At 63.1% G+C, this 11920-nt stretch carries 12 protein-coding genes; 5 read left to right on the top strand and 7 right to left on the bottom strand.

Going from position 1 to position 11920, the window contains the following annotated elements; translation table 11 throughout:
* Positions 1 to 127: 127 nt before the first annotated feature.
* The 3 genes from J3474_RS12935 to J3474_RS12925 all read left to right on the top strand — a co-directional run bounded on the left by J3474_RS12935 (position 128) and on the right by J3474_RS12925 (position 3272).
* Positions 128 to 571: a GFA family protein gene (locus tag J3474_RS12935; RefSeq protein ID WP_007011164.1), complete on the top strand. Its 444-nt coding sequence runs from the start codon at positions 128 to 130 to the stop codon at positions 569 to 571.
* Positions 572 to 1327, top strand: coding sequence for an alpha/beta fold hydrolase (locus J3474_RS12930; protein WP_207094477.1), 756 nt, complete (start codon positions 572 to 574; stop codon positions 1325 to 1327).
* Positions 1328 to 1445: 118 nt separating this feature from the next.
* Positions 1446 to 3272, top strand: coding sequence for a M2 family metallopeptidase (locus tag J3474_RS12925; RefSeq protein WP_207094476.1), 1827 nt, complete (start codon positions 1446 to 1448; stop codon positions 3270 to 3272).
* A gap of 56 nt (positions 3273 to 3328) precedes the next feature.
* Here J3474_RS12925 and J3474_RS12920 read toward each other — a convergent pair whose 3' ends face one another.
* From J3474_RS12920 to J3474_RS12900, 5 genes are all read right to left on the bottom strand, one after another.
* Entirely contained in the window at positions 3329 to 4759 is a 1431-nt protein-coding gene (locus tag J3474_RS12920; protein ID WP_207094475.1) for an AMP nucleosidase, read from the bottom strand.
* A 150-nt stretch (positions 4760 to 4909) separates the two neighbouring features.
* Entirely contained in the window at positions 4910 to 5518 is a 609-nt protein-coding gene (gene rplI, locus J3474_RS12915; RefSeq protein ID WP_013833291.1) for a 50S ribosomal protein L9, read from the bottom strand.
* A 14-nt stretch (positions 5519 to 5532) separates the two neighbouring features.
* Positions 5533 to 5757, bottom strand: a complete 225-nt coding sequence (gene rpsR / locus J3474_RS12910) for a 30S ribosomal protein S18 (protein ID WP_007011158.1) — start codon at positions 5755 to 5757, stop codon at positions 5533 to 5535.
* A gap of 3 nt (positions 5758 to 5760) precedes the next feature.
* On the bottom strand, positions 5761 to 6123 hold the full coding sequence (rpsF, locus tag J3474_RS12905; protein ID WP_007011157.1) for a 30S ribosomal protein S6: 363 nt from the start codon (positions 6121 to 6123) through the stop codon (positions 5761 to 5763).
* A gap of 202 nt (positions 6124 to 6325) precedes the next feature.
* Positions 6326 to 7546, bottom strand: coding sequence for a polyhydroxyalkanoate depolymerase (locus J3474_RS12900; protein WP_207094474.1), 1221 nt, complete (start codon positions 7544 to 7546; stop codon positions 6326 to 6328).
* Positions 7547 to 7673: 127 nt separating this feature from the next.
* Here J3474_RS12900 and J3474_RS12895 point away from each other — a divergent pair, with 127 nt between their 5' ends.
* Entirely contained in the window at positions 7674 to 8342 is a 669-nt protein-coding gene (locus J3474_RS12895; RefSeq protein ID WP_013833294.1) for a glutathione S-transferase, read from the top strand.
* 110 nt (positions 8343 to 8452) lie between these two features.
* Here the strand turns inward: J3474_RS12895 and J3474_RS12890 are convergent, their stop codons facing one another.
* Positions 8453 to 9280, bottom strand: a complete 828-nt coding sequence (locus tag J3474_RS12890) for a flagellin (RefSeq protein ID WP_013833295.1) — start codon at positions 9278 to 9280, stop codon at positions 8453 to 8455.
* 259 nt (positions 9281 to 9539) lie between these two features.
* Between J3474_RS12890 and J3474_RS12885 the strand changes: the two genes are divergently transcribed.
* Positions 9540 to 10484 (top strand): DUF808 domain-containing protein, encoded by a 945-nt coding sequence (locus J3474_RS12885; protein ID WP_207094473.1) that lies wholly within the window; start codon positions 9540 to 9542, stop codon positions 10482 to 10484.
* Positions 10485 to 10507: 23 nt separating this feature from the next.
* Here the strand turns inward: J3474_RS12885 and J3474_RS12880 are convergent, their stop codons facing one another.
* Positions 10508 to 11920: a glutamate ligase domain-containing protein gene (locus J3474_RS12880; protein ID WP_207094472.1), complete on the bottom strand. Its 1413-nt coding sequence runs from the start codon at positions 11918 to 11920 to the stop codon at positions 10508 to 10510.

The raw sequence follows: 11920 nt of genomic DNA, 5'->3' as shown, positions 1-11920 counted from the left end.
TGACGCATGAAAGGAAAAGGCCTCCGGGACGAGAGTTCCGGAGGCCTTTTTCGTTCACCTCGAAGTGCGTGGCGGTGATGGGAAGCTGCCCCTTTTGCCCGGCAGGCGAGTGTTATAGCTTCGCGCCATGACCAGAACCATGACCGGCGGCTGCCAGTGCGGTCGCATTCGCTATCGCGCGCAGATCGAGAACGACGAGGCCTACCTGTGCCATTGCCGCATGTGCCAGAAGGCCACCGGCGGGTTCGCCGCTGCCTTCGTGCAACTGGCGACGGCAGGCGTCGTCTGGGAGCATGAGCCGGAGTGGTACGCCAGTTCCCCGGTAGCCAGGCGGCCGTTCTGTTCGCATTGCGGCACGCCGCTGGGCTTCGACTTCATCCAGTCGAGCGGCAATATGGACCTGACGCTGGGGAGCTTCGACGAGCCTGGATATTTCCGTCCGGTGGCCCATTCCGGCTGCGAAAGCTTGCATGAAAGCTGGCTCGATACCAAGGACCTGCCAAGGCACTACAGCGCGACGACCGAAAGCGTCGCTTCGCGCTGGAAGGCGGCAGGTCTGGAGGTTCCGTAAGTGAGCGAATTGCGCAAGGATTACATCGAAGGTTTCGGCGGTACGCGTCTGGCGGTGCATACCTTGGGGCAGGGGCGGCCATTGGTGCTGGTCCACGGGTTGTTCTCCAGCGCCGAGGTCAACTGGATCAAGTACGGCAATGCGCAAATCCTCGCCGATGCGGGTTTCGAAGTGATCATGCCCGATCTGCGCGCGCACGGCGAAAGCGAAGCCCCCCACGATCCCGAGGCCTATCCCGAAGACGTGCTGGTCGAGGACCTGACGCTGCTGATCGCCGAACTGGGCTTTTCGGACTTTGACCTTGGCGGCTTCTCGCTCGGCGCGCGCACTTCGGTGCGAGGCGTGCTGGCAGGCCTTTCTCCGCGCAAGCTGATCCTTGGCGGCATGGGTCTTTCCGGCCTATCCGGGTGGGCACGGCGCAGCGCCCACTTCGTCGATGCCATCGACCGCTTCGGTTCGATCGAGCGGGGCGACCCGGCGTTCGTCGCACAGGCCTTCATGAAGTCCATGAAGATCGACCGGGTTGCCGCGCGCCTGCTGCTGGAATCCGTCGACGATACTTCTGCCGATGCGATCGCCCGGGTGACGATGCCCACGCTATGCGTTTGCGGAAAGGACGACGCGGACAACGGCTCTGCGCAGGAACTGGCCGAGGCGCTGCCGCAGGGCCGCTATGTCGAGACCCCGGGCAACCACATGTCCTCGGTGACGTTCAAGGACATGGGCCGCGCCATGGCCGAATTCCTTGATGAGTGAGCGCGCTCCGCTTCATTGAATGATGCATTTCCGGGGGTGATTATCCTGCTCGGTTGAACTTGCCCCGGGTGCGGCTAATCTTGCCCCATCCAGAAATACCGAGAGGCAAAATCCCCCCATGAAATTTGCATCTACCGCATTGGCGGCGCTGGCCGTCAGCCTGGCCGTACCGGCCGTGGCAAAGGACGCTGCAGCCGACTATCCGATGACCCCCGAAGGCGCGGCAAAGTTCGTCGCATCGGCCGAGAAGGACCTGTTCGACGCTTCAGTAGACAATGCCCGGATCAACTGGGTGAACTACACCTACATCACCGAGGATACCGACGCGCTCGTTGCCCAGTCGAACGCGGCGATCACCGAGAAGCAGGTAGACTATGCGGTGGAGGCCGCGAAGTACGCCAGAGTGCAGGGGCTCGACGCCGATGTCGCCCGCAAGCTGGGCATCCTGCGCCAGGGCATCGTCCTGCCCGCACCGACCACGCCGGGCGCTGCCGATGAACTGAGCGCGATCACCACGCGCCTGTCCTCGACTTACGGCAAGGGGAAGGGCACGCTCGACGGCAAGCCGATCAACGGTTCGGACATCGAGGCCGAGATGGGCAACCTCGACCATACCCCGGCCGAATATGCCGAGATGTGGGAGAGCTGGCACGACAATGTCGGCAAGCCGATGAAGGACGACTACGCCAAGATGGTGACGATCGCCAACGAAGGCGCGAAGGAGCTTGGCTATTCCGACGTCGGCGCGATGTGGCGGTCGGGCTACGACATGACGCCGCAGCAGTTTTCGGCAGAAACCGAGCGACTGTGGCAGGAAGTGAAGCCGCTCTATCTGGCGCTGCACACTTACGTGCGCCGCAAGCTGAACGAGAAGTACGGCGATCAGGTCCAGCCCGAAACCGGGCCGATCCGCGCCGACCTGCTGGGCAACATGTGGGCGCAGGAGTGGGGCAACATCTATCCGCTCGTGGCGCCGCAGGGTGCAGGCGATCTGGGCTACGACATCGGCGATCTGCTCAAGGCCAAGGGCAAGACCCCGCTCGACATGGTGAAGACGGGCGAGGGCTTCTACTCTTCGCTCGGCTTCGCGCCGCTGCCGGACACGTTCTGGACCCGTTCGATGATCACCAAGCCGCGCGACCGCGAGGTGATCTGCCATGCCTCGGCCTGGGACGTCGACAACAAGGACGACATCCGCATCAAGATGTGCACCAAGGTGAACTCGGACGATTTCGTCACGATTCACCATGAACTGGGGCACAACTACTACCAGCGCGCCTACAACAAGCAGCCCTATCTCTACCTCAACGGCGCCAATGACGGCTTCCACGAGGCAATCGGAGACTTCATCGCGCTTTCGATCACGCCGCAGTACCTCGTCGACATCGGCCTGCTCGACAAGAGCAAGGTCCCCAGTGCCGACAAGGATATCGGTCTTCTGCTGCGACAGGCGATGGACAAGGTGGCGTTCCTGCCCTTCGGCCTGCTCATCGATCGCTGGCGCTGGGGCGTCTTCGACGGTTCGATCAAGCCGGCGGACTACAACAAGGCCTGGACCGACATGCGGCTGGAGTACCAGGGCATCAGGCCGCCGGTGGACCGTCCGGCCGATGCTTTCGATCCGGGCGCGAAGTACCATATCCCGGGCAACACGCCCTACACGCGCTACTTCCTGGCCCGCATTCTCCAGTTCCAGTTCTACCAGGCCGCATGCGAGCAGGCAGGTTGGAAGGGGCCGCTGCATCGCTGCAGCTTCTACGGAAACAGGAAGGTGGGCGAGAACCTGGATCGCATGCTCGAGATGGGCATGTCCAAGCCCTGGCCGGAAGCGCTCAAGGCCTTCACCGGATCGAGCAAGATGAGCGCCAAGCCGATGCTCGAGTATTTCGCTCCGCTCAAGAAGTGGCTCGACGAGCAGAACAAGGGCCAGAAGCAGGGCTGGTAACCGGATAACCGCCCCGGCAGCAGTGCTGCCGGGGCGGCTTGTCGTCTCGGCCTCGATCAGCGGAACGGTGGTTCGTTGAAGGCGCGCAGTTTGCGGCTGTGCAGGCGGTCACCCTCCGAACGCAGCAGGTCGCAGGCTTCTAGGCCGATCTTGAGATGTCCGGCGATGGCTTCCTCGTAAAAGCGGTTGGCCTGTCCCGGCAGTTTCAGTTCCCCGTGCAGCGGCTTGTCGGAAACGCACAGAAGCGTGCCGTAGGGAACGCGAAACCGGTAACCTTGCGCGCTGATCGTGGCACTTTCCATGTCGATGCCGATGGCGCGCGAGAGGCTGAAGCGATGGGCCGATGCGGTGTAGCGCAGTTCCCAGTTGCGATCGTCGGTCGTGACGACGGTGCCGGTGCGCATGCGCTTCTTCAGGTTGGTTCCGCCTTCACCGCTGACGGTCTCGGCCGCCGTAGCCAGTGCCTGCTGGACTTCGGCGATGGCCGGGAGTGGAATTTCGGGTGGCAGAACCGGGTCGAGCACATGGTCGTCGCGCAAGTAGGCATGGGCAAGCACATAGTCGCCGATGCGCTGGCTTTCGCGCAGGCCGCCGCAATGGCCGATCATCAGCCAGGCTTCGGGCCGCAGGACGGCAAGGTGATCGGTGATCGTCTTGGCGTTGGAGGGGCCGACGCCGATATTGACGAGCGTGATGCCCGAACGGTCCTCGCGGATCAGGTGATAGGCCGGCATCTGGTGACGCCGCCATGCCGTGTCGGACAGGCGCTGGCGCGCATTGTCCACCGGCGCGTCGAGATAGAGCCCGCCAGCTCCCGATAGGGCGACGTAGTCGTCGCTCCCGATCATTCGGCCGGCCCAGTCAACGAATTCATCGACATAGCGGTGATAGTTGGTGAACAGGATGAAACGCTGACAGTGGTCCGGGCTGGTGCCGGTGTAGTGCGCCAGGCGTGCAAGGCTGAAGTCGGTCCGCAGCCCATCGAACAGGGCGAGCGGCAGCGGATCTTCGGGCGCGAAGAAGTCGATCCCGTCGGCGATCTCGTCGCCGATCATGGCAAGTTCGGTGCTTGGGAAATGGCAGGCAAGTTCCTGCGGCGTCACGCTTCCCACCGCCACACCGTCGAGGACGTAGGGAAAGGGAATTTCCTGCGCCGAACGCGAGACTTCGACTTCGATCTCGTACTCGTCGTCCAGCAGCGAGAGCTGAGTCGAGAGATAGTCGGAGAACAGGTGCGGCCGGGTGATCGTGGTCACGTAAGTGCCGGGCTGGGCAAGACGGCCGAACGCCCGCGAATAAACGGCTCCGCGTTCCTTGCCGTGATAGGTGATCCGCAGTTCCGGGTAGCACCATTGGCGGTCGGCGCGGCGCTCCGGCGGGGGCAGCGCGCCGGTCTTCATGAAGGCTTCGATGTCGGATTTGAGGCAGGCGACGGCAGCCTCGTAAGTGCGGTTCAGGTGTTCAAGGGTCTGTTTTATCTTGTCCATCGCCCAAAATTACGCCCTTCATATTGCAGCGCAAGGGCACTTGCGCTGCAGCTGTGGTCGTCCGGGCGGCGCGCAACAGGAAAGGCCCCCGCTTCGTTGTCGAAGCGAGGGCCTTCAAACCTTGTGACGCGTAGTCGTTGAAGGTCAGGCTCAGGCCTGCTCTTCGCCTTCTGCCGCAGCAGCCTCTTCGGCTTCCTCGGTCACGATCTCGCCGGGCTCGGCGTTGGGATCGTAAGCCTCGGTGAAGCCTGCGGTGTCCTGTTCGAACATCGCTGCCATGACGTCGACGCCCTGCGCCTGCAGTTCGGCTTCGTCCGGCGAACGGGCAACGTTCACCTTGACGTTGACCGAGACTTCCGGGTGCAGGCTGACGCGAACGTCGAAGATGCCGAGCGTCTTGATCGGGCGTTCGAGCACGATCATCTGCTTGGCAACGTCGGCGCCGTCGGCGTTGAGTGCTTCGACGATGTCACGCACCGAAACCGAACCGTAGAGCTGGCCCGAGTTCGACGAGGCGCGGATCAGGACGACCTGCTTGCCTTCGACGCTCGACGAGTGCTGCTCGGCGGCCGAACGCTTTTCGGCGTTCTCGGCTTCGATCTTCGCGCGATTGGCTTCGAAGACCTTCTTGTTGGCGTCGTTGGCGCGCAGCGCCTTCTTGTTCGGCAGCAGGTAGTTGCGCGCGAAACCGTCCTTGACGGAAACGACGTCGCCGATGTTGCCGAGCTTTTCGACGCGTTCGAGGAGGATGATGTCCATGGGGCTAACCTCCCTTACTTGACGATGAAGGGCAGCAGGCCGATGTGCCGGGCGCGCTTGATCGCCTGGCTCAGTTCACGCTGCTTCTTGGCGGAAACCGCAGTGATGCGGCTCGGAACGATCTTGCCACGCTCGGACATGAAGCCCTGGAGCAGACGCACGTCCTTGTAGTCGATCTGCGGCGCGTTCTTGCCCGAGAACGGGCAGGACTTGCGGCGACGGAAAAATGCACGTGCCATGGATCAGTTCCCCTCGCGTTCGCGGCGGCGACGGTTGTCGCGGTCCGACTTGCGCATCATGACCGACGGACCAGCTTCATGCTCGTCGACGCGGATGGTCATGTAGCGGATGACGTCTTCGTTGATGGCAGTCTGACGCTCGAGCTCGGCGACGGTGTCGCCGTTGGCTTCGATGTTCAGCATCACGAAGTGAGCCTTGCGGTTACGCTTGATCTTGTACGCGAGGTTCTTGAGACCCCAGGTCTCGGTCTTGGTGACCTTGCCCTGGTTCGACTCGACGATCTCGGTAGCGGCGGCGGCCAGCGCATCAACCTGCGACTGGCTGAGATCCTGGCGCGCCAGGAAAATGTGCTCGTAAAGCGGCACAGCAGCGTCCTTTATCTGTCCTAACCGATCGCTGGCTTGTCCGCGGGATTGCGGGGCCCCTCCGGCTTTCTTCAACCTTCCACGCGATCCTTGCGGAAGGACGCGGAAGCGGGGCCCTTAGCCGATCTGCAGGCATTTGCAAGTGCAATGGACCAAACGCGCAGTCTTTTGCCGGCTCGCCTTCGCTTCGATGCGGCCCGGATCAGCTCATCGCCAGTACGAGGTTCCGGACCTGCGGATAGACCTGACGTTCCCAGCGCGAACCGGAGAAGATGCCGTAGTGACCGACCCCGGGCTGCAGGTGATGGCGCTTGAGGTGCGGGCGCAGGCTGGAGCACAGGAAATGCGCCGCGGCGGTCTGGCCTACCGCGCAGATGTCGTCGCGCTCCCCCTCGACGGTGAGAAGAGCCGTCTTGCGGATCGCCGAACAGTCGACGCGGCGGCCATGATGTTCCAGTTCACCTTTTGCGAGCAGGGCGCGCTGGAAGACCTTGTCGATGGTCTCGAGATAGAACTCGGCGGTGAGGTCGAGGACGGCGAGATATTCGTCGTAGAATTCGATGATCTTGTCCGCTTCCAGCTGCTCCAGGTCGGCGATGTGCTGGTAGAGCTTGCGGAACTGTGCGAAGTGCCGGTCCTGGTTCATCGCCATGAATGCCGAGAGCTGGACGAAGCCGGGATAGACCTTGCGTCCGGCGCCCTTGTAGCGCCAGGGGACCGGGTAGATCAGGTTGTCCTCGAACCAGGAATAGGGGTGGCTGGTGGCCAGTTCGTTGACGACCGTCGGCGATTCGCGGGTGTCGATCGGGCCGCCCATCAGCGACATCGAGCGGGGCTGGCAGGGATCGTCGTTCTGGGCCATGACTGCCACTGCAGCGAGAACCGGGACGCAGGGTTGGCAGACCGCAAGGACATGCGCGCCCTGACCCAGTTCCTGCAGGAAGCGGATCACGTAGTCGACATATTCGTCGAAGCCGAACCGTCCATCGCTTACCGGAACGTCGCGGGCATTCTTCCAGTCGGTGATATAAACGTCGTGATCGCGCAGGAGGGTATCAATCGTGCTGCGCAGAAGCGTGGCGAAGTGGCCGGACAGCGGCGCGACGACGAGGATCCTGGGTTGCGGTGCGACGACTTCGTCCTTGGCAAAGTGCAGCAGGTTGCCGAAGGGCATGTCCAGCGTCACTTCCTCGCGCACCGAAACCTCGCGGTTACCGGAGAGGACCCGACTGATGCCGTAAGGCGGTCGGTGATGGGTGATTGCGGTTGTGTTGAACACTTCCGCAAGTGCGAAGACGCGCCGCGTCATCGGTGCCGATGAGGCATGAGCCAGAAACTTGTTCCGGAAGCTGGTAGCCAGCAGCGATCCCATGCGCGCAGGTGCAAGCACGTCGCAATACGCCTGGTATGCGTGGTAAAGCATTGCTTGCGTCTACCCCTCGTTGCTTCGCCCGGCCCGATTCTGAAAACAGAATCGCATTCGAGCTGGATTCATGCTGCGCTGCATCATAAACATATGCAAGCGAAAGCAGGCATTGGAGGCGGCGACGATGAATGAGACGGCCCCGACGACAGCGAAACTCACGATTTCCAGCAAGACCTATTCGGCATGGTCGCTGCGCGGTTGGCTCCTGTGCCGACTTGCCGGTCTGGAGGTAGAGGAGCGCAAGGTTGCCAACGATGCGGCGAACCGCGCCGAACTGCTGCTCCTGTCACCATCCGTGCTGGTGCCCCGGCTCAATTACAATGGCGCAAGTGTCTGGGATACCCTGGCAATTGCCGAGTTCCTGAACGAGCAGTTCCCCGAAGCCGGGTTGCTACCCAGGGACCCGATCGCACGGGCCCTGTGCCGCTCGATCTCGGGTGAGATCCATTCGGGCTTCAGTAACCTTCGCTCAGCCCTGCCTATGAATCTCAAGGTGAAGCATGAGAGCTTTCCCGTGTTCTCCGGCGCCAGGCCGGACATCGAGCGAATCGAATCGATCTGGCAGGACTGCCTCGAACGTTTCGGCGGCCCCTTCCTGTTCGGCGCGCAACCGACCATGGCCGATGCGATGTACGCTCCCGTGGCGACACGCTTCATTACTTACGCCGTCCCGCTCGCACCTGAGTGTGCAGCTTACTGCGGCACGATCTTCGAGTGGGCACCGATGCAGGAATGGATCGCCGCCGCAAAGGCGGAGCCGGAGGAAATGGAAGAGCTCGAAGTGGAGTTTTGAGGTGGCAAGTCGCAGCGGGTTCAGGCGACTTGCAAAGCCCCAAAAGCAAAAGACCCGGCGAACATGAAGTCCGCCGGGCCCCTTGGGGACCGTGAAACTGGTCGGATAGATTAGCCGCGCAGCAGCGACATGACGTTCTGCTGGGCCTGATTGGCCTGAGCGATCATCGCGGTCGATGCCTGCGACAGGATCTGGGCCTTGGCCATCGCGGTGGTTTCGGCCGAATAGTCGGCGTCTTCGATCCGCGAACGGGCGTCGGAAAGGTTGGTGACGTTAGCGGTCATCGTATTGACGGCCGAGTCGAGGCGGTTCTGCGAGGCACCGAGGTTGGCGCGCAGCGTCGAGACTTCGTCCATGGCGGTGTCGAGGCTGTCGAGTTCGGTACCGGCCAGGGCCTGGACGTCGACTGCGAGAGCCGCGGTCATACCGGTGCCGGCGCTGACGTCGCTGAAGGTGAGGTCGATGGTGTCCGAAGCGTTCGCGCCGACCTGGATGGTCACGACGCCAGCGGTGCCGGCGGTGCCGTCGAACAGCTTGTTGCCGTTGAACTCGGTGTTGCCGAGAACGTCGGTGATCTGGTCCTGAAGCTGCGTAACTTCGGTCTGGATACGGGTGCGGTCATCAGCCGAATAGGTGTCGTTCGATGCCTGGACAGTCAGTTCGCGAACACGCTGGAGCATGTTGGTGACTTCCGAAAGGGCGCCGTCGGCGGTCTGTGCCATTGAGATGCCATCGTTGGCATTGCGGATGCCCTGGCTCATGCCCTTGATCTGCGAGGTCATGGAGGTGGAAATCGCGAGGCCGGCGGCGTCATCCTTGGCGGAGTTGATGCGCTTGCCGGTCGACAGGCGTTCCATGGCGGTACCGAGCATCTTGCTGGCGGAATTCGAAGCGTTGGTAGCGACGATGGCGCTGATATTCGTGTTGATGACAGACATGACTTTTTCCCCAGTTTAAAGCGTTTCGGGTCCGCGTCATTTGGCGTTCCCTTGACATGGGGAAGAACGGCCACCGGAAGGGGGCTTTAAGGCCGCAGACGATTTTTTCTCTCCCCGAAGTGGCCGCAGAGGAGACGAGTGCCAGGTAAAATCGGCGGTTTTCCCGGGCCTTGCGCGCCTTTTTCTTGATCCTTGCAGCTTCTGCGGACATGCACGCGTTCTCAAGCTGGAAACAGCGACACGAAGGAAATCGGCTTAGATGGCTACCGGTCTAGTTGCCCTGCTCGACGACGTATCGGTTATCGCCCGCGCCGCCGCGGCCTCGCTCGACGATGTCGGGGCAGGGGTGGCCAAGGCCGGCAGCAAGGCGGCGGGCGTCGTCATCGACGATGCGGCCGTGACGCCCGGCTACGTCACCGAGTTTACGCCCGACCGCGAATTGCCGATCATCTGGCAGATCACCAAGGGCAGCCTGCGCAACAAGCTGTTGATCCTGCTGCCGATCGCGCTGCTGCTCAGCGCCTTCCTGCCTTGGGCGATCACGCCGATCCTGATGCTGGGCGGCCTCTACCTCGCCTTCGAGGGCGCGGAGAAAGTCATCGAGAAGCTGGGCGGGGCGCAGCACGGGGAAACGCTGGAGACCCCGGTCGAAGACATCGCGGCATTCGAGAAGACCCGCGTATCGGGAGCGATCCGCACCGACCTGATCCTGTCGGCCGAGATCATGGCGATCGCGCTGTCGGAAGTGGCCGACAGTTCGTTCCTCTCGCGTGCGGCAGCGCTGGCCGTGGTCGGCGTGCTGATCACTGCAGTCGTCTATGGCGCCGTCGCGCTGATCGTGAAGATGGATGACATCGGCCTGCATCTCGCACAAAAGGAAAGCCGCGCGGCGCAGAGCGTCGGGCGTGTGTTGCTCAGGGCGATGCCCAAGGTGTTGGCGCTGCTGAGCACGGTCGGCACGCTGGCGATGCTCTGGGTTGGCGGCGGGATCATTCTCCATGGCCTCGAGGAGCTTGGCCTAGGCTATCCAGCGCATCTGGCGCATGACTTTCAGCACACCGTCGAAGCTGCGGCGGGAGCGCTTGGCGGTATACTTGGCTGGGTCAGCTATGCCCTGGCATCAGCAATGGTCGGCATTGTCCTTGGGACGGTAATTGCCCTGGCTGTCCACCTGATTGCGAAGGCACGCGGCACCGCACACTGACTTGCGAGCGCCGCTCGCCCCTGTCAGGGCAGGCGGTTGAGGATGCCGCGCGCGAAGGTGGTCAGGGTATCGTCACGCGCGCCCATCACGACGATGCGGTCCCCGGGGCGGGCCATCTCGACGATGCGATCCGCGCAATCGCTGCGAGCGGGAACGTGCTCGGCTTTCCCGCCCGCCTCGCGGATCAGGCGCACGATGCGTTCGCTGCCCTCGGAACGGTCGACCGTACCGCCGAAATAGACCGGATCGCAAAGGATCGTGATGTCCTCGGGGCCCAGCCTGGCCGCAAGCACTTCGGCCAGTTCCGCGCCCATCTGGCGCAAGGGGCCGAAGCCATGGGGCTGGAAGAAGGCGATCACACGTCCCTCATGCGCTTTGAGCGTCGCCAGCGTGGCCGAAACCTTGTCCGGATTGTGCCCGAAATCGTCGATCACGGTCACGCCAGAGGGCGAAGTGCCGACGATGTCGAACCGGCGCGCCAGCCCCTCGAACGATCCGAGCGCAGCCACGGCGTCGGCCACACCGACACCGCAGGCATTGGCAGCGGCAATCGCGGCCAGCGCGTTGTAGAGGTTATGGCGTCCCGGTACCCTGAGCTTGAGCGCATGGGCCGATCCGTCGCGCCGGTCGGTGATCGTGGCGGCAAGGCCGGTTGCGCCCTCGGCGATTTCTCCTGCTACGATCTGCGCCTCGGGCGAGGCAATCCCGAAGGTTACCAGCTTGCGAGCCCGCGGCGCGAGCGCGGCAGTCTCGGCATCGTCGAGATTGATCGCGGCAGTTTCGGCATGAGCGAGGAAATCGCCGAAGAGCTGGCGCAGTTCCTCCAGGCTCTTGTGATCGAGGCTGACATTGCCGAGTACGGCCACCTTGGGCCGGTACAGTGCGATCGAGCCGTCGCTTTCGTCGACTTCGGAGACGAAGACATCGCCTTGGCCCACCCGCGCGCTCGCGAAAGGCGCGTCGGGCGTGGCGAAGTTCTTCATCACCGCGCCGTTCATGATCGTCGGGTCTCGTCCGGCCTCGGTCAGGATCCACCCGGTCATGCCGGTAACGGTCGACTTTCCGCTGGTCCCGCCGATGGCGATTCCCGCCGGGGCAGCATTGAACAGGGTCGCCAGCAGCTCGGCCCGGCTCATGCGCGCGCAGCCCAGTTCCCCGGAGCGCACGACTTCGGGCACGGTATCCTCGACCGCAGCGGAGGCCACGAGCGTCTGCGCGCTGGAGCGCATGCCGCTGCCGTCCTGCGGGAACAGGGTGAAGCCCAGCTCTTCCAGCCACGCGAATTTCTGCGGCGTGCGCCCCTGGTCGCGGCTGCGGTCGGAGCCCTCGACTTGCGCGCCCAGGCCCTTGAGAATCAGGGCCAGCGGAAGCATGCCCGAGCCGCCGATTCCGCAGAAAAACCAGGGATGGGTCGTGAGGGCTTTCGTGTCTGTCAT

Origin of the sequence: Novosphingobium sp. PY1, from assembly GCF_017312445.1 — a bacterium.
Classification (GTDB): domain Bacteria; phylum Pseudomonadota; class Alphaproteobacteria; order Sphingomonadales; family Sphingomonadaceae; genus Novosphingobium.
This window is presented reverse-complemented; position numbering and strand designations above follow the sequence as displayed.